Source organism: Crossiella sp. NPDC003009, assembly GCF_053591555.1.
Window position 1 is genome coordinate 87,160 of record NZ_JBSFUA010000010.1, and the last position, 19,501, is coordinate 106,660.

Genomic DNA, 19,501 nt, shown 5'->3' on the forward strand with positions numbered 1-19,501 from the left:
GGTTCCTGTTCTTACTTCGCGTTTCCGGCGACGGTGACGGACGAGGCGAGCCAGTCCACAATGGACTGTGCGGTGGCCCCGGCGTGCTGCTGGGTCATGGTGAAGTGGTTGCCCGGCACATCGGCCACGGCGTGCGGGAAGGGCCAGTGCGAGCGCCAGTCCGCCTCGCCGGTCCACTCCCCCATCGGCTCGCTGGCCCGCACCAGCAGGGTGGGCACGGGCAGTGCGCTGGGCTGCCACCCGGCGAGGTGCCGGTAGTAGGCGCCCATGGCGGTGAGCCGGGTGTCGTCAGCGGTCACGTAGTCGCCCTGGTTGCCGAGCATCCATTCGGTCATCTCCCGCTGCCACACGCCGATCGGGCCACTGTGGTCGGGTTCGTAGACGTCCAGCAGCACCAGTCCGGCGGGCGGGGTGCCGCCCTCGGTCAGGTGCACGGCGAGCTGGTGCGCCAGGATCGCGCCCGCGGAGTGTCCGATGAGGACGAACGGGCGGCCGTCGGCGTGGGCCAGCACGGCCTCGGCCTGCAGGCTCAAGGCGGCGGTCAGCGTGGCGGGCAGGGGTTCGCCGTCGAGGTAACCGGGCAGCGGCAGCGCGGCCATCGGACACTGGCCGCGCAGGGCGGTGGCCAGCCGGGCGAACTCGTGCGGGCCGGAGATGGCCGCGGTGCCGCTGCACCCGATGAGCACCGGTCCGTCGCCGTCGGCGGCCAGCCGGACCGGGCGGACCAGGTCGGCGCGGTCGCTGGTCTCGTCGAAGCTGGGCCGGAACGCGGCGGTGTCGGCGAGCAGGTCCATGAACTGGGCGATCCGTCCACTTCGGACGGACTCCTGGTACAGGTTGGCCAGGGTGCTGGACTTCTGGACCGGGGTCTCGTTGGCACTGACGCGCTCCCGCAGGTGGGCGGCGAGCTCGGCCGGGGTGGGGTGCTGGAGCAGCAGGCCGGGCGCGAGCTGGACGCCGGTGGCCGCGGTCAGCCGGTTGCGCAGCTCGACCGCGGTGAGCGAGTCGAAGCCGGACTCCAGGAAGGCGCGGTCGGTGGCCACGTCCTCGGCGGCGGCGTGGCCGAGCACGGCGGCGGCGTGCCCGCGGACCAGGTCCAGCAGGCGGCGCTGGGCCTCGGCCGGTTCAAGTGCGGCCAGCCGTTCGGCGAACCCAGGTTCGGGCGCGGGCTGGGCGGCCGGTTCCGGCTTGGCGCGGCGTTGCGCGGCCAGTCCGGGCAGCAGCTCGGCGAGGGCGGTGAGGTCCTGGTTCTCCACCGCGGTCCAGAACTGCTCGTCCGCGGTGATGCCCGCGGCGGGTTCGAGCCAGTACCGCTGGTGCTGGAAGGCGTAGGTGGGCAGCTCGACCCGGTTGCCGCCGCGGACCGCGGGCGCGAAGTCCACCGGCACACCCCGGGTCCAGGCCTCGGCGAGGGAGGTGTGCAGCCGCAGCAGCCCGCCCTCCTCCCGGCGCAGCGAGCCGACGGTGACCGCGGGGGTCTCGGCCCGGTCGGCGGTCTCCTGGATGCCCACCGCGAGCACCGGGTGCGGGCTGGTCTCGATGAAGGTGCGATGCCCGGTGGCGAGCAGCCCGCGCACGGTCTCCTCGAAGCGCACGGTCTGGCGCAGGTTGGTGTACCAGTACTCGGCGTCCAGCGCGGCGGTGTCGATCGGGCCCGCGGTGACGGTGGAGTGGAACGGGATGTCCGAGGTGCGCGGCGACAGTCCACTGAGGACGGTCAGCAGCTCCTCGCGGATCTGTTCGACGTGCGCGGAGTGCGAGGCGTAGTCCACCGGGATCCGGCGGGCCTTGACGTCGGTGTCGGCGCAGTCGGTGAACAGCTCCTCCAGCGCGTCCGGATCCCCGGCCACCACAACGGAGGAAGCGCCGTTGACCGCGGCCACCGAGATCCGCCCGTCCCAGCGGGCCAGCCGCGCCTCGACCTCGGCGACCGGCAGTGGGATCGACATCATCCCGCCCTTGCCCGCCAGTGCCCGGATCGCCTTGCTGCGCAGGGCAATCACCTTGGCCGCATCCCGGAGGGACAGCGCGCCGGAGACCGCGGCGGCGGCGATCTCGCCCTGTGAGTGGCCGACCACTCCGGCAGGCTCGACACCGTGCGACCGCCAGACCGCGGCGAGGGAGACCATGACCGCCCAGAGCGCGGGCTGGACCACATCGACCTGGTCGTAGTCGTTGTCGCGCAGGACATCCAGCAGGTTCCAGTCGACGAACTCCTGGAGCGCGTCGGCGCACTCGGCGATGCGGGCGGCGAAGACCGGGGAGGAGTCGAGGAGTTCGACGGCCATGCCCCGCCACTGGGAACCCTGGCCGGGGAAGACGAAGACGACCTTGCCTGGCCGGGCGGCGCTGCCGCGGACCAGGGCGGGGGTGATCTCGTCGGTGGCGAGGGCGTCCAGGGCGGTGAGGTCGCCGATCAGGACGGCGCGGTGCTCGAAGGCGCTGCGGGTGGTGAGGGTGTGCGCGAGGTCGAGCGGGGCGGGGGTGTGCTTGGCGAGGTGGTCGCGGAGGCGGGTGGCCTGGGCGCGGAGGGCGGCGGCGGTCTTGCCGGAGAGCAGGAAGGGCAGCGCGGTGGCTTCGGCGGGCACGGTGCACGCGGCGGCAGCGGTCGGCGCGGTGGGCGTGGCAGCGTCGGCGGGCGCGGCGGCAGCGGTCGGCGCGGTGGCCATGGCGGCCGCGGGCTGGGCGGCGGCGCTGGTCTCATTTTCCACGGCCGCCGGTGCCTGTTCCAGGATGACGTGCGCGTTCGTGCCGCTCACCCCGAAGCTGGACACCCCGGCCCGTCGCACCTCCCCTGTCCACGGCTGCGGCTCGGTCAGCAGCGACACCGCGCCCACCGACCAGTCCACCTGCCGCGAGGGCTCGTCCACGTGCAACGTCTTGGGCAGCACCCCGTGCCGCATCGCCATGACCATCTTGATCACACCGGCGACCCCGGCCGCGGCCTGGGTGTGCCCGATGTTCGACTTCACCGAACCCAGCCACAGCGGGCGCTCCCGCTCCTGACCGTACGCGGCGAGCACCGCCTGCGCCTCGATCGGGTCGCCGAGGCGGGTGCCGGTGCCGTGCGCCTCCACCACGTCCACCTGGGCGGGGGTGAGCTGCGCGTCGGCGAGGGCGGCGCGAATGACGCGTTGCTGGGACGGGCCGTTCGGGGCGGTGAGGCCGCTGGAGGCGCCGTCCTGGTTGACCGCGCTGCCCTTGAGCACCGCGAGGATCGGGTGGCCGTTGCGCTGGGCGTCGGAGAGGCGTTCGACCAGGAGCAGGCCGACGCCCTCGCCCCAGCCGGTGCCGTCGGCGGCGTCGGCGAAGGCCTTGCAGCGGCCGTCGGTGGCCAGGCCGCGCTGGCGGGAGAACTCGACGAAGATCTGCGGGGTGGCCATGGTGGTCACGCCACCGGCAAGGGCCAGCGTGCACTCGCCCTTGCGCAGGGCTTGCGCGGCCAGGTGCAGCGCCACCAGCGAGGAGGAGCACGCGGTGTCGATGGTGAGCGCGGGGCCCTCCAGGCCGAGGGTGTAGGCGATGCGGCCGGAGGCGACGCTGCCGGAGTTGCCGGTGCCGAGGTAGCCCTCGACGCCCTCGGGGACCTCGTGCAGGCGGGCGGCGTAGTCGTTGTAGATCACCCCGGCGAACACGCCGGTCTTGCTGCCGCGCAAGGTGGCCGGGTCGATGCCGGCCCGCTCGAAGGCCTCCCAGGAGGTCTCCAGCAGCAGGCGCTGCTGGGGGTCCATGGCCAGGGCCTCGCGCGGGGAGATGCCGAAGAAGGCGGGGTCGAAGTCGGCGACGCCGTCCAGGAACGCGCCGTGGCCGGTGTAGGTGCGGCCGGTGGCGGACGGGTCGTCGTCGAGCAGGTCGGGCCAGCCGCGGTCGGCCGGGAACCCGGTGACCGCGTCCCCGCCCTCGGCCAGCAGGTCCCACAGCTGCTCCGGTGAGCCGATGCCGCCGGGGTACCGGCAGGCCATGCCGATGATGGCGATCGGCTCGTGCTCGGCCGCGCGGACCTCGGTCAGCTCCTGGCGGGTCTGCCGGAGGTCCGCGGTGACCTGCTTGAGGAAGTGCCTGAGCTTGTCCTCATTGGACACTGTGGTTCCCTTCTCCCCAGTAGGAATCCCCGTTACGAGATTCCGAACTCCTTGCCAATGAGGTCGAACAGGTCGTCGTCGGTGGCCGCTTCCAGGTCTTCGGCGGCCGGGGTGCCGTTGGCCTCGGTCCACTTGGCCAGCAAGGACTTCAGCCGGAGGGTGATGTGCGCCCGGGACTCCTCGTCCGGGGCGATCCCGGACAGGTCGTCTGGCACGATCACCGACAGGCTGGCCTCCAGCCGGTCCAGCTCGGCCAGCAGCGGACTGCCGCCCGCCGGGGCCGTGGACTGGGGCACGCTGTCGTCCAGGTGCGCGGCCAGCGCCTCCGGAGTCGGGTGGTCGAAGACCAGCGTGGCGGCCAGGCGCAGGCCGGTGGCCGCGTTCAGCCGGTTCCGCAGCTCGACCGCGGTGAGCGAGTCGAACCCGAGCTCCAGGAAGCCCTTGCTCTCCTCGACCGCGTCCGGCGAGGAGTGCCCCAGCACCGCGGCAACCTGCCCGCGGACCAGGTCCAGCAGCACCTCGCGCCGCTGGGCGCCGGTGCGGCTGTGCAGTCGCTGCGTGAGCGCCGTGGCGTCCGGGGCCGCGCCGGCCGCCGTTCGGCGACCGGGCTTGCGGACGAGCCCGCGCAGCAGGGCGGGCACCTCGGCCTGTGCCCGCAGCGCCGTGGTGTCCAACCCGATGGGCACCAGCACCGCCGATTCCACTGTGCTGGCCGCGTCCAGCAGTGCCAACCCCTGTTCTGAAGACAGGGGTGCCATGCCGGCCCTGGCCAGCCGCCCCAGTTCGGCCTCGTCCAGGTGGCCGGTCATGCCGCTGGCCTGCGCCCACAGGCCCCAGGCCAGGGACACGGCTGGTTTGCCCAGCTCACGGCGGTAGGCGGCGAGTCCGTCCAGGAAGGCGTTGGCCGCGGCGTAGTTGCCCTGGCCAGCGCCGCCGAAGGTGGCGGCGGCGCTGGAGAACAGCACGAACTCGGTGACCTCGCCGGTCAGCTCGTGCAGGTTGACCGCGGCGTCCACCTTGGGCCGCAGCACCGCGGCCAGCCGGTCAGGGGTGAGCGCGGAGAGCACGCCGTCGTCGAGCACCCCTGCCGCGTGCACCACGGTGGACAGGGGTTGATCAAGGGTGCCCAGCAGCGCGGCCAGCGCGTCCCGGTCGGCGGCGTCGCAGGCCTCGATCCGGACCTGCGCGCCGAGCGCGGTCAGCTCCGCGTGCAGTTCCGCCGCGCCGGGGGCGGCCGGGCCGCTGCGGCTGGTGAGCACCAGGTGCCGCACGCCCCGGCTGGTGACCAGGTGCCGGGCGACCAGCGCGCCGAGGGTGCCGGTACCGCCGGTGACCAGCGCGGATCCGCCTACCGTCGGGGCGGCGGCGGTCTTGGCCACGCGGGCCAGGCGGGGTGCGGTGAGCTTGCCCTGCCGGATGGCCAGCTGCGGTTCGCCGGTCTGCGCGGCGGCGGCGAGCTGCCGGGCGGAGTCGGGGCCGTCCAGGTCGAGCAGCTGGAACCGGCCCGGTTCCTCGGCCTGCGCCGAGCGGATCAGGCCCCAGACCGCGGCAGCGGCTGGATCGGTCACGTCCGCGGCCGCGCCCCTGGTGACCACCACTAGGCGGGAGCCGGCGAAGCGGGCGTCGGCCAGCCACCCCTGTGCCGCTTCCAGGGCGATAAGGGTGGTGGTGTGCGCGACCTTGGCCATGGGTCCGTCCACTGTGGCCAGTGGCAGGAATACCAGCTCGGGAACCTCGGTCAGTTCCGCCAGTCCGGTGTGCTCCTGCACCCGGACCCCTGCGGCGCGCAGACCGGCCGCGACGCCCAGTGCGTCGCCGAGCACGGCGGCGCGGCCCAGCGGCGTGGTGGGTGCGGGCACGGTGACCCAGTCGAGCTGGAACAGCGAGTCGTGGTGCCCGCCGCCGAGGGCGTCGGCGGAGAGGGCGCGCAGCACCAGGGAGTCGACGGTGGCCACCGGGTTGCCCTCGGGGTCGGTCACCGCCAGCGCGATGCCGTCGTTGTCCACCTTGGACAGTCGCACCCGCAGGCTGGTCGCGCCGGTGGCGTGCAGGCTGACCCCGGTCCAGGCGAAGGGCAGCCGGGCCTGGTCTGCGCTGAAGAAGCCGCCGAAGCCGATGGCCTGCACCGCCGCGTCCAGCAGGGCCGGGTGCAGCGCGAAGGCGTTGTCGTGGTGGTCTTCGGGCAGGGTGACCTCGGCGAAGACCTCGCCGCCCTTGGTCCAGGCGGCGCGCAGGCCCTGGAAGCTGGGGCCGTAGTCGTAGCCCGCCTCGCTGAGCCGGTGGTAGAGGTCGTCCAGGGCAACGGGTTCCGCGCCCGCGGGCGGCCAGGCGCCGACCGCGACCGGGGTGCCGAGGCCTGGCAGCAGGGTGCCGCTGGCGTGCAGCTGCCAGGGCTCGTCCTCGCCGGTCTGGGAGTGCACGGTCAGCGCGCGGGCGCCGGAGTCCTCCGGTTCGCCGACGGTGAGGTGCAGGCGGACCGCGCCGTCCTCGGGCAGCACCAGCGGCGCGGCCAGGGTCAGCTCCTCCACCCGGTCGCAGCCCGCGGCGATGGCGGCGTGCAGGGCGAGCTCGACGAAGGCGGTGCCGGGCAGCAGGATCGAGCCGAGCACGGCGTGGTCGGCCAGCCACGGGTGGCTGCGCACCGAGATCCGGCCGGTGAACAGCAGCTCCTCGCTGCCGGGCCGGGTGATCGCGGCGCCGAGCAGCGGGTGCTCGGCGGCGGTCAGGCCGAGCTCGGCGGCGTCGGAACCGGAGCGGACCGGGGTGTCCAGCCAGTAGCGCTCGCGCTGGAAGGCGTAGGTGGGCAGGTCTATCCGCCTGGCCCCGGTGAGCAGCCGGCCGAAGTCGACCGGCAGGCCGCGCACAGCGGCTTCACCGAGGGAGAGCAGGAACCGGGCGAGCCCGCCTTCCTCCCGGCGCAGCGAGCCGAGCGTGACGGCGTTGCTGCCAGCCGCTTCCAGGGTCTCCTGCAGGCCGACGGTGAGCACCGGGTGCGGGCTGGCCTCGACGAAGTAGCGGTAGCCCTGTGCGGCCAGCGCGCGGGTGACCTCGGCGAACCGGACGGGCTGGCGCAGGTTGGTGTACCAGTACTCCGCGTCCAGTGTCGCGGTGTCGACCAGCTCGCCGGTGACGGTGGAGTGGAAGGGGATCTCCGGGGCGCGCGGCCGGATCGGGGCCAGGACGCGCAGGATCTCCTCGCGGATCTCCTCCACGTAGGCGGAGTGCGAGGCGTAGTCGACCGGGATCTTGCGGGCCCGGATGTTCCCGGCCTCGCACTCGGCGAACAGCTCGTCCAGCGCGTCCGGCTCACCGGCGACGACCACCGAGGAGGTGCCGTTGATCGCGGCGACCGAGATGCGGCCGTCCCAGCGGGCCAGTCGTTCCTCGACCTCGGCGACCGGCAGCGGCACCGACATCATGCCGCCCTTGCCGGCCAGTGCCCGGATCGCCTTGCTGCGCAGGGTAACCACCCGGGCGGCGTCCTGAAGGGACAGTGCGCCGGAGACCGCGGCCGCGGCGATCTCACCCTGGGAGTGGCCGACCACCACCGAGGGTTCGACGCCGAAGCTGCGCCACAGTGCGGCCAGGGAGACCATGACGGCCCACAGCGCGGGCTGCACCACGTCCACCCGGTCGAAGCCGGGGCCATTGCCGCGCAACACTTCCAGCAGGTCCCAGTCGGTGAACTCGCGGAGCGCGCCCGCGCATTCGCCGAGCCGCTCGGCGAAGACCGCGTTGGTCTCGGCCAGCTCGACGGCCATGCCCAGCCACTGCGATCCCTGACCGGGGAAGACGAACGCGACCTTCTCCCCCGGTGCGGCCACGCCAGTGGTCAGGCCGGGCCACGGTTCGCCGTTGGCGAGCGCGTCCAGGCCGGTGCTCAGCTCGGTGGTGTTGTCCGCGACCAGGATGGCGCGCTGGTCGAAGGCGGTGCGGGCGGTGAGCAGGGAGTGCGCCAGGTCGGCGAGACCGGTGTCCGGGTGTGCGGCCAGGTGTGCGGACAGCGCGCGGGCCTGTCCGCGCAGGGCCTCAGGGGTGCGGGCGGTGAGCCGCACCGGCACCGGTCCATCCACAGTGGACTGCTCGGGGGTGTCGGTCGCGGGCGGCTGTTCGATGATGACGTGCGCGTTGGTGCCGCTGATGCCGAAGCTGGACACCGCGGCCCGGCGCACGCCTTCCGGCCAAGGTTGGGCCTCGGTGAGCAGCGAGACCGCACCGGCGGACCAGTCGATCTGTGGGCTGGGCGCGTCGATGTGCAGGGTCTTGGGCAGCAGGCCGTGCTGCATGGCGAGCACGCTCTTCATCACGCCGGCGACCCCGGCGGCGGCCTGGGTGTGCCCGATGTTGGACTTCAGCGAGCCCAGCCACAGCGGGCGGTCCCGGTCCTGGCCGTAGGTGGCGATCAGCGCCTGGGCCTCGATCGGGTCGCCGAGGGTGGTGCCGGTGCCGTGCGCCTCCACCAGATTGACGTCCGAAGTGGACAGTCCGGCGTTGGCAAGCGCCTGGCGGATGACGCGCTGCTGGGACGGGCCGTTGGGCGCGGTGAGGCCGTTGGAGGCGCCGTCCTGGTTGACCGCGCTGCCCTTGACCACGGCCAGGATGGGGTGGCCGTTGCGCTGGGCGTCGGAGAGGCGTTCCACCAGCAGCATGCCGACGCCCTCGGCGAGGGCGAAGCCGTCCGCGGCGGCGGCGAAGGCCTTGGAGCGGCCGTCGCGGGCCAGTCCGTTCTGGCGGCTGAACTCGAAGAACATGTCCGGCGTGGACATGATCGTGACGCCGCCGGCCAGGGCGAGGGAGCATTCGCCGTTGCGCAGGGCCTGCACCGCCCAGTGCAGGGCGACCAGCGAGGAGGAGCAGGCGGTGTCCACGGTGACCGCGGGGCCTTCGAGGCCGAAGGTGTAGGACACCCGGCCGGAGAGCACGCTCGCGCCGTTGCCGGTGGCCAGGTAGCCGGACAGGTTCTCCGGCGCGCCCGCGAGCAGCGGCGCGTAGTGCTGGCCGTTGGTGCCGGCGAACACACCGGTCCGGCTGCCACGCAGGGAGTCGGGGTCGATGCCCGCGCGCTCGAAGGCCTCCCAGGAGGTTTCCAGCAGCAGGCGGTGCTGCGGGTCCATGGCCAGGGCTTCGCGCGGGGAGATGCCGAAGAAGGCCGGGTCGAACTCGCCGGCCTCGTGCAGGAAGCCGCCGTGGCCGACGTAGCTGGCTCCGGTGCGTCCGTTGGGGTCGATCAGCGCGTCCAGGTCCCAGCCGCGGTCAGCAGGGAAGCCGGTGATGGCGTCGCCACCGGACTCGACCAGCCGCCACAGCGCTTCCGGGCTGGTCACGCCGCCGGGGAAGCGGCAGGCCATGCCGATGATGGCGATCGGCTCGTCGTCGGCGGCCGCGGTGACCACCGGTCCGGCGATCTGCGCGGCGTGGCCGATCAGCTCGCCGCGCAGGTGCTCGGCGAGCACGGTGGCGGTCGGGTAGTCGAAGACCAGGGTGGCGGGCAGGGTCAGGCCGGTGACGGTGTTGAGCCGGTTGCGCAGGTCGACCGCGGTGAGCGAGTCGAAGCCGAGCTCGCGGAAGGCGCGGTTGACGTCGACGGCCTCCGGGGAGGCGTGTTCGAGCACGGCGGCGAGCTGGGTGCGGACCAGGTCGAGGACGAGTTTCCCTTGGTCCGCCTCGGAAAGTCCGGTGAGGCGCTGCACCAGCGGGGAGGCTTCGACGGCCTCGGGCTCGACTTCGGGCCGGGCCTGCGGGATCTCGTCGAAGAGGTGGCTGGCGCGGGCGGCGGTGAAGCCGGGGACGAAGCGGTCCCAGTCGATGTCGGCGACGGTGAGCACCGGCTCCTCGTGCTCGATCGCCTGGCGCAGCGCGGACAGCGCCAGCTCGGGGTCCATCGCGGTGACGCCACGGCGGCGCAGGAACTCGCCGTAGCTGTCCTCGGTGGTGGTGTCACCGCCGTCCCACGGGCTCCAGGCGATCGCCACGCCGGGCAGGCCGCGGCCACGCCGGGCTTCGGCCAGCGCGTCCAGGTAGGCGGTGCCCGCGGCGTAGGCGCTCTGGTTGCCGCCGCCCCAGATCCCGGCGACCGAGGAGCAGAAGACCACGGTCTCGACCGAGTCGTCGAGCAGGGCGTCCAGGTGGGTGGCGGTCGCGGTCTTGGCGTTGACCACGGCGGCGAAGGAGCCCAGGTCGCTGTCGGCCAGGGACTTCAGCGGCACCACCGGCGGGGCGTGCACCACGGTGGCCGGCTGGTGTTCGGCGAGCACGGTGCGCAGCGCGGCGCGGTCGCCGACCTCGCAGGCGGCCAGGGTGACCGTGACACCGTCGGCTTGCAGTTCGGCGCGCAGGTCTTCGGCGGTGTGGTCGTGCTGACCGGCCAGCACCAGGTGCTCGATGCCGTTGCGGGCCAGCCACTTCGCCACCAGGGAGCCGAGCGCGCCGGAGCCGTCGGTGACCAGTGCGGTACCGGTGGGCTGCCAGCTGCGGACCGGACTCGCCGAGCCGAGCGGGGCGGGGGCGAGGCGGCGGGCGAAGATCCCGGCGGCGCGGATGGCCACCTGGTCCTCCTCGGCCGCGGCGAGCACGGCGTGCAGCCGGTTGACCGCGGTCTCGTCGAGGCGTTCGGGCAGGTCGACCAGGCCGCCCCAGCGCTCGGGGTGCTCCAGCGCGATGACCCGGCCGAGGCCCCAGACCTGAGCCTGGGTGGCGCTGCGCAGGAGATCCGTGGCGGAGGTGGAGATCGCGCCGCGAGTGGCGCACCACAGCGGGGCGGTGATGCCGGCGTCGCCGAGGGCCTGGGTGAGCACCACGGTGCCCGCGAGCCCGGCGGGCAGCGGGTGTTCGGCCAGCGGGGACTCGTCGAGGGCGAGCAGCGAGAGCACCCCGGTGGGCGCGAAGTCCAGTGCGGCCAGGCGATCGGCGAGGACGGCGCGGTCCAGGGAGCCGCCGATCTCCAGCACCCGCGCGCTGGGTAGCACGGTCTCGGTGTGGCCCTCGGGCTGCACCACCAGCCAGTCGCCGGTGAACGGGGCGGCGGGCAGGGTGACCGGCCGCCACTCCACCCGGTACCGCCAGCCGTCCACAGTGGACTGTTCGCGGCGCTGGCGGCGCCAGGCGGCGAGCACCGGCAGCACGCCGGTGAGCGCCTCGGCCTCGGCGCCGAGGGTGGCGGCCAGGGTGTCCAGGTCCTCGGTCTCGACGGCGGTCCAGAACTCGGCGTCGGCCGGGTCGGTGGTGTGCTCGACGGCGGGGGCGCCGTCCTCCAGCCAGTAGCGCTTGCGCTGGAAGGCGTAGGTGGGCAGGTCCACGTGCGCCGAGCCGCCCCACAGGGTCTCCCAGCGCACCGGCAGGCCGCGGACCTGGCCCTCGGCCAGCGAGGTCAGGAAGCGGTCCAGGCCGCCCTCGTCCCGGCGCAGCGAGCCGACCGCGGCCGCTTCCACGGTCTCCTGGATGCCGAAGGTGAGCACCGGGTGCGGGCTGGCCTCCACGAAGAACCGGAACCCGGACTCGCCGAGCAGCCGGACGGTCTCCTCGAACCGGACGGTCTGGCGCAGGTTGGTGTACCAGTACTCGGCGTCCAGTCGAGCGGTGTCGAAACGCTCGGCGAAGACGGTGGAGTAGAACGGGATCTCCGCCGCGCGCGGCTCCAGTCCACTGAGGACGGTCAGCAGTTCGGTGCGGATGCTTTCCACGTGCGCGGAGTGCGAGGCGTAGTCCACCGGGATCTTGCGGACCCGGATCTCCGCGGTCTCGCAGTCGATGAACAGCTCTTCCAGGGCGTCCGGATCGCCGGCGACCACCACGGAGGCGCTGCCGTTGACCGCGGCCACCGAAATCCGCCCGTCCCAGCGGGCCAGCCGGGCCTCGACCTCGGCCACGGGCAGCGAGATCGACATCATGCCGCCCTTGCCCGCGAGAGCCCGGATCGCCTTGCTGCGCAGGGCAACCACCTTGGCCGCATCCCGCAGCGACAGCGCGCCGGAGACCGCGGCCGCGGCGATCTCACCCTGTGAGTGGCCGACCACTCCGGCAGGCTCGACCCCGTTGGCGCGCCACAGCGCGGCCAGGGAGACCATCACCGCCCACAGCGCGGGCTGCACCACGTCGACCTGCTCGAAGTCACCGCTGCGCAGGACGTCGAGGAGGTCCCAGTCGGTGAACTCGGCGAGGGCTTCGGCGCATTCGGTGAGGCGGGCGGCGAAGACCGGGGAGGTCTCCAGGAGCTCGACGGCCATGCCCAGCCACTGCGAGCCCTGGCCGGGGAAGACGAAGACGACCTTGCCGGTGCCGATGCTGTCGCCGGTGACCAGGTTGGCGGCGGGTTCGGCGTTGGCGAGGGCGGTGAGGGCGGTGCGGAGCTCGGCGCGGTCGCGGGTGATGGCGACGGCGCGGTTCTCGAAGGCGGAGCGGCCGAGGGCGAGCGCGCGGCCCAGGTCGGCCAGGGGGAGGCCGGGGTTGGCGTCGAGGAAGGAGAGCAGGTTGCTGGCCTGGGCGCGGAGGGCTTCGGGGCCGCGGGCGGAGAGGGCCAAGGGGAGCACCGGCGCGGAGGCAACGGCGGCTTCGGCCTGGACAGCGAGGCCGACCGGGACCTGGGCAGCGGAGGCAGCGGCCGGGGTCGCGGATGCTGCCGGGGCTTGGGCGGCGCTTGTGGCGGCGGAGGCGAGCGGGGCCGGGGTGCCAGCCTCGGCCGCAGCTGGGACCGGGGCCTGCTCCAGGATCGTGTGCGCGTTGGTGCCCGAGACGCCGAAGGACGAGACCGCCGCCCGACGCGGCCGGCCGGTCTCCGGCCACTCGCGCGCCTCGGTCAGCAGCGACACCGCGCCCGCCGACCAGTCCACGTGCGGCGTCGGCTCGTCCACGTGCAGCGTCCTCGGCAGCACCCCGTGCCGCAACGCCATCACCATCTTGATGATGCCGCCGACCCCGGCCGCGGCCTGGGTGTGGCCCAGGTTCGACTTCAGCGAGCCCAGCCACAGCGGCTGGTCGGCCGACTTCTCCTTGCCGTAGGTGGCAAGCAGGGCCTGGGCCTCGATCGGGTCGCCGAGCACGGTGCCGGTGCCGTGCGCCTCCACCGCGTCCACTTCGGACGGTGTGAGCTGCGCGTTGGCCAGGGCGGCGCGGATGACGCGGCGCTGGGACGGGCCGTTGGGGGCGGTCAGGCCGTTGGACGCGCCGTCCTGGTTGACCGCGCTGCCGCGCACCACCGCGAGGACCGGGTGACCGTTGCGCTGGGCGTCGGAGAGGCGTTCCACCAGCAGCATGCCGACGCCCTCGGACCAGGAGGTGCCGTCGGCGGCCGCGGCGAAGGACTTGGCGCGGCCGTCGGGGGCCAGGCCGCGCTGGCGGGAGAACTCGACGAACGCGCCGGGGGTGGACATGATCGCCACGCCACCGGCCAGCGCCAGGGTGCACTCGCCGTTGCGCAGGGACTGCACGGCCAGGTGCAGCGCGACCAGCGAGGAGGAGCAGGCCGTGTCGATGGTGACCGAAGGCCCTTCCAGGCCAAGGGTGTAGGACACCCGGCCGGAGACCACGCTGCCGGAGTTGCCGGTGCTGAGGTAGCCCTCGACCCCGGCGGGCACGCTGTGCAGGCGGGCCGCGTAGTCGTGGTACATCAGCCCGGCGAACACGCCGGTGCGGCTGCCGCGCACGGTCGCCGGATCGATGCCGGCGCGCTCGAAGGTCTCCCAGGCGGTCTCCAGCAGCAGGCGCTGCTGCGGGTCCATGGCCAGGGCCTCGCGCGGGGAGATGCCGAAGAAGCCGGGGTCGAACTCGTCAGCGGTGTGCAGGAACCCGCTCTCCCGCACGTAGGAGGTGCCGGGGTGTTCGGGATCGGGGTGGTAGAGGGCGTTGAGGTCCCAGCCGCGGTTGGCCGGGAAGCCGGAGATCGCGTCGCCGCCGCCCGCCACCAGCCGCCACAGGTCCTCCGGCGAGCTGACCCCGCCGGGGTAGCGGCAGGCCATGCCGACGATGGCGATCGGCTCGCGGTCCTCGGCCTCCACCTCGTGCAGGCGCGCCTTGGTCTGCTGGAGGTCCGCGATGACCCGCTTCAGGTAGTCGCGGAGCTTGTCCTCAGTCGTCGGCGACATGCCGCCCCCTCGGTCAGTAATGGTGAGGTCGTGTGTGGTGGATCTTGTGCGTGAGCGTCGGAGTTCAGGTCGTTCCTGGCGGTGCTGCCGGGGCAGCCTCGTGCTGGGCGTACTCGGTTGCCCCGGCAGCGCCGCCAGGGGCGGCCTGGGCCCGGCGATCGCGTGCAAGATCCACCACACACGACCTGCGGTCAGTGGACGCCGAGCTCGGAGTCGACGAGGGCGAACAGCTCGTCGTCGGTGGCCAGGTCGAGCTTGGCGGTGGGGGTCTGGTCGGGCGTTTCGTCCACAGTGGACAGCAGTGCCCTGAGCTTCGCGACGGCTTCGGCGCGGGTGTCCCCGGTGAGCGCGGTCAGGCTGGCCGCCAGCCGGTCCAGTTCGGCCAGCACCGGTGGCGCGGCCTGCTCGATCGGCAGCTCCTCCAGGAGGTAGCCGGCGAGTGCGGCCGGGGTGGGGTAGTCGAAGACCAGGGTGGCCGGCAGGCGCAAGCCGGTGGCCGCGGTGAGCTGGTTGCGCAGTTCGACCGCGGTCAGCGAGTCGAAGCCCAGGTCCTGGAAGGCCCTGCTCTCCTGGACCGCACCGGCGGAGCCGTGGCCGAGCACGGCGGCGGCCTTGGCGCGCACCAGGTCGATCAGCGCGGTGGCCCGGTCGTCGGGGTCGAGTCCGGCCAGCCGCTGGCGGAGGTCACCGGTGTCGGCGGCCTTGCGCGGCTTGGCCTTGATGAGTCCGCGCAGCAGCGGCGGCACCTCGTCCCGGCTGGTCTTGGTGGACAGGCGCATCGGCACCAGCACCGGTTCGCCGGAGCCGAGCGCGGCGTCGAACAGCGCCAGCCCGTCCGTTGTGGACAGTGCGTCGACGCCGCCCCTGGTGAGCCGGGTGGAGTCCACGCCGTCGGCCATGCCCTGCGCCCACAGGCCCCAGGCCAGCGAGACGGTGGGCCTGCCCTGGGCGGCGCGGGCACGGGCGAAGGAGTCCAGCACCGCGTTGGCGGCGGCGTAGTTGCCCTGGCCCGCGTTGCCGAAGGTGGCCGCGGCCGAGGAGAACAGCACCAGGGTGGTCTCCGGGTCGGTCAGCTCGGCCAGGTTGCGGGCGGCGTCGAGCTTGGGGCGCAGCACGGTGTCCAGGCGCTCGGGGGTGAGCGCGGTGAGCATGCCGTCGTCGAGCACGCCCGCGGTGTGCACCACCGCGTTGACCGGATGTTCGGCGAGCAGGGCGGCCAGGGCGTCGCGGTCAGCGGTGTCGCAGGCGGCGACGGTGACGTTGGCGCCCAAGGAGACCAGCTCGTCGCGGAGTTCAGCCGCGCCCGGGGCGGCCAGGCCGCGGCGGCTGGTGAGCACCAGGTCGCGGACGCCGTGGCCGGTGACCAGGTGGCGGGCGAACAGCGCGCCCAGGCTGCCGGTGGCCCCGGTCACCAGGACCGGTCCGGTCAGCTGGGCCGCGGAACCGGTGGCGCGGGCCAGTCGTGGCGCGAACACCTTGTCCGCGCGGACCCGCAGCTCGGGCTCGCCGGTGGCCACGGCCGCGGCGACCAGGTCCGGGTTGTCGGTGTCGACCAGCACGAACCGGCCGGGCTCCTCGGCCTGGGCGGCGCGGATGAGGCCGTGCACCGCGGCCGCGGCCAGGTCGGTGTCCGCGTTGGCGGTCACCACGACCAGCCGGGACAGTGCCAGCTCCGGATCGGCCAGGAAGTCCTGGGCCGCCTTGAGGATGTGCGCGGTGGCCGCGCGCACCTCGGACTCGGTGCTGTGCACCACCACCGCGTCGGCCAGCTCACCGTCCGCTGTGGACAGTTCAGTCCAATCGACGCGGAACAGCGAGTCCTGGCTGTCCCGCGCGGTGCGCAGCGCCTCGGCGGAGACCGGTCGCAGCACCAGGGAGCCGATCGAGGCGACCGGTGCGCCGGTGGGGTCGGACAGGGTGAGCGAGACGGCGTCGGCGGCGACCGGGGTGAGCCGGACCTGGACGGTGGAGGCGCCGGGCTGGTGCAGGCTGACGTCGTTCCACAGGAACGGCAGCCGGGCCTGGCCGGTGTCCGCGATCAGGGTGCCCAGGCCGACCGCGTGCAGGGCGGCGTCCAGCAGGGCTGGGTGCACGCCGAAGCGCGCGCCGTCGTTGTCCGGCAGGGCGACCTCGGCGAGCACGTCGTCGCCGTGCTGCCAGGCGGCCTTGAGGCCCTGGAAGGTGGGGCCGTAGTCGTAGCCCCATTCGGCGACCCGGTCGTAGAGGTCGGACACGTCCAGTGGCACCGCGTCGGCGGGCGGCCAGGCGTTCTCGGCGGTGGCCGGTGCGCTGTCGGTGGTGAGGATGCCGCTGGCGTGCCGGAGCCAGGTCTCGCCGGTGCGGGAGTGCAGGGTCAGGCCGCGGCGGCCGGTCTCGTCGGGGGCGGTGACCGCGAGCTGGAGCTGGACCGCGCCATCGGCGGGCAGCACCAGCGGGGCCTCGATCGTCAGTTCGCTCACGGTGTCCGCGCCGACCTGGCGACCGGCGTGCAGGGCCAGGTCGACGAAGGCGGTGCCGGGCAGCAGCACGGTGTCCAGCACGGTGTGCTCGGCCAGCCAGGGGTGGGTGCGCAGGGACAGGCTGCCGGTGAAGACGAACCCGTCGCTGCCGGGCAGTGGCAGGGCCGCGCCGAGCAGCGGGTGCTCGGCCGCGGTCAGCCCGAGCCCGGCGGCGTCGGCGAGCGCCGCGCCGTCCAGCCAGTAGTGCTGGCGCTGGAAGGGGTAGCCGGGCAGGTCGATGCGGCGGCCACCGGCCACAGTGGACAGATCGACCTCGGCGCCGCGGACCAGGGCCTCGGCCAGGCCGGTGAGCAGGGCCTCGGGCTCGGCGCGGTCCTTGCGCAGCAGCGGCAGGAAGGCGGCGTCCAGGGTTTCCTGGCCCAGCGCGGAGAGCACGCCGCCGGGGCCGATCTCCAGGAAGGTGCGCACCTCGTCCTCGGCCAGGCAGCGCAGCGCGTCGGCGAAGCGGACCGCCTCGCGCACGTGCCGCACCCAGTACTCCGGGCTGGTCAGCTCGGCGGAGACCGGCTGGCCGGTGAGGGTGGAGACCAGCGGAATATTCGGCAGGGCGTAGGAGATGGTCTCGGCGACGGCGCGGAAGTCGGCGAGCATGCCGTCCATCAGCGGCGAGTGGAAGGCGTGGCTCACGGTGAGCCGCCGGGTCTTGCGGCCCTGCGCGGCGAACCGCTCGGCCAGGGCGAGCACCGCGGCTTCCTCGCCGGAGAGCACCACCGAGTCCGGGCCGTTGACCGCGGCGATGGCGACTCCGTCGGTCAGCTCGACCTCGTCCTCGCTGGCCTGCACCGCCACCATCGCGCCACCGGCGGGCAGGGCCTGCATCAGGCGGCCGCGGGCGGCGACCAGCTTGGCGGCGTCGGCCAGGGAGAACACCCCGGCCACGTGCGCGGCGGCCAGCTCGCCGATGGAGTGCCCGGCCACCACGTCGGGGGTGAGGCCGAGGGACTCGACCAGGCGGTAGAGCGCGACCTCGATGGCGAACAGGGCGGGCTGGGTGTAGCCGGTCTGGTGCAGCTCCTCGGTGTCCAGGACCTCGCGCAGCGGGCGGGACAGGTGCCGGTCGAGCTCGGCGCAGGCAGCGTCGAAGGCGTCGGCGAAGACCGGGAAGCGGGCGGCCAGCTCGGTGCCCATGCCCAGGCGCTGGGAGCCCTGGCCGGAGAAGAGGAACGCGGTGCGACCCTCGGCCACGGTGCCCTGGACCAGGCCGAGCGCCTGCTCGCCGTTGGCGAGGGCGGTGAGCGCCGCGGTCAGCGTTTCCTTGCTGTCGGCCAGGATCACCGCGCGGTCGCTGAGCTTGGCCCGGCTGGTCAGGGTCGAGTAGGCCAGGTCGGCCAGTGGCGCGTCGACCTGGCGCAGGTTGGCGGCCTGGGCGCGCAGCGCGTCGAGTCCCTTGGCGGACAGCAGAACCGGCGCGATCGACGGGACCGGGCTGCGTTCGGCGGGCTCGGCGGCGGGGGCCTGTTCCAGGATGACGTGGGCGTTGGTGCCGCTGACGCCGAAGCTGGACACCGCGGCCCGGCGCACGCTGTCCCGCCACGGCTGTTCCTCGGTGAGCAGCGCGACCGATCCGGCGGACCAGTCCACGTGTGGCGAGGGCTCGTCCACGTGCAGGGTGCGCGGCAGCACGCCGTGGTTGAGCGCCAGCACCATCTTGATCACCCCAGCGATGCCCGAGGCGGCCTGGGTGTGGCCGATATTGGACTTCAGGGAGCCCAGCCACAGCGGGGTTTCCCGGTCCTGGCCGTAGGTTGCGAGCAGAGCCTGGGCCTCGATCGGGTCGCCGAGGGTGGTGCCGGTGCCGTGCGCCTCGACCACGTGCACGTCCGAAGTGGACAGTCGAGCGTTGGCGAGGGCGGCCTGGATGACGCGCTGCTGGGCGGGACCGCTGGGGGCGGTGAGGCCGTTGGAGGCCCCGTCCTGGTTGATCGCGCTGCCCTTGACCACGGCCAGCACGCGGTGGCCGCGGCGCTGGGCCTCGGAGAGGCGTGCCACCAGCAGCACGCCGACGCCCTCGCCCCAGCCGACGCCGTCCGCGGCGGCGGCGAAGGACTTGCAGCGGCCGTCGGGGGCCAGGCCGCTCTGCCGGGAGAACTCGGTGAACGCGCCGGGGGTGGCCATCACCGCGACGCCGCCGACCAGGGCCAGCTCGCACTCGCCGGTGCGCAGCGACTGCGCGGCCAGGTGCAGGGCGACCAGCGAGGAGGAGCAGGCGGTGTCGATGGTGACCGCGGGACCGGACAGGCCCAGGGTGTAGGCGATCCGGCCGGAGGCGACCGCGGTGGCGCCGCCGGTGAGGAAGTAGCCCTCGGAGCCGGTGCCCGCCTGCTGCAGGCCAACGCCGTAACCCTGGCCGGAGACACCAGCGAACACGCCGACCGCCTTGCCGCGCAGGGAGTTCGGGTCGATCCCGGCGTGCTCGACCGCGGTCCAGGACGCCTCCAGCAGCAGGCGCTGCTGCGGGTCCATGGCGGCGGCCTCGCGCGGGGAGATACCGAAGAAGCCGGCGTCGAACTCGGTGGCGTCGTAGAGGAAGCCGGCCTCGGTGGCCTGCGGGCCGGTGCTGTCCGCGTCGTAGATCGAGGCGGGGTCCCAGCCCCGGTTCTCCGGCAGGCCGCCGACGGCGTCCACACCGCCGGTGAGCAGCCGCCACAGGGCCTCTGGGCTGTCCGCGCCGCCGGGCAGCCGGCAGCTCATGCCGACGATGGCCAGGGGTTCGCGGGTGGTCGCCTCGCGCTGACGCAGGCGTTCGTTCTCCTTGAGCGAGGCGCGCAGGGCCTCGACGACCTTGTCGGTCGGGGTAGCCATCTTGGTCTCCACAAGCTCAGTC

The 19,501-nt window shown here is 73.8% G+C and carries 2 protein-coding genes and 1 pseudogene; all 3 read right to left on the reverse strand.

The annotated features are described in order from the left end of the window. Nucleotides 1-11 precede the first annotated feature (11 nt). A pseudogene (locus ACWDY5_RS13870) lies at nucleotides 12-4,082 on the reverse strand (type I polyketide synthase); the annotation flags it as partial. Nucleotides 4,083-4,114: 32 nt separating this feature from the next. Further along, nucleotides 4,115-14,338 carry a type I polyketide synthase gene (locus tag ACWDY5_RS13875; RefSeq protein WP_449722573.1) on the reverse strand — a complete coding sequence of 3,408 codons (10,224 nt, stop codon included), beginning with the start codon at nucleotides 14,336-14,338 and terminating at the stop codon, nucleotides 4,115-4,117. An 11-nt stretch (nucleotides 14,339-14,349) separates the two neighbouring features. Next, on the reverse strand, nucleotides 14,350-19,491 hold the full coding sequence (locus ACWDY5_RS13880) for an SDR family NAD(P)-dependent oxidoreductase (protein WP_449722574.1): 5,142 nt from the start codon (nucleotides 19,489-19,491) through the stop codon (nucleotides 14,350-14,352). Nucleotides 19,492-19,501: the final 10 nt, after the last annotated feature.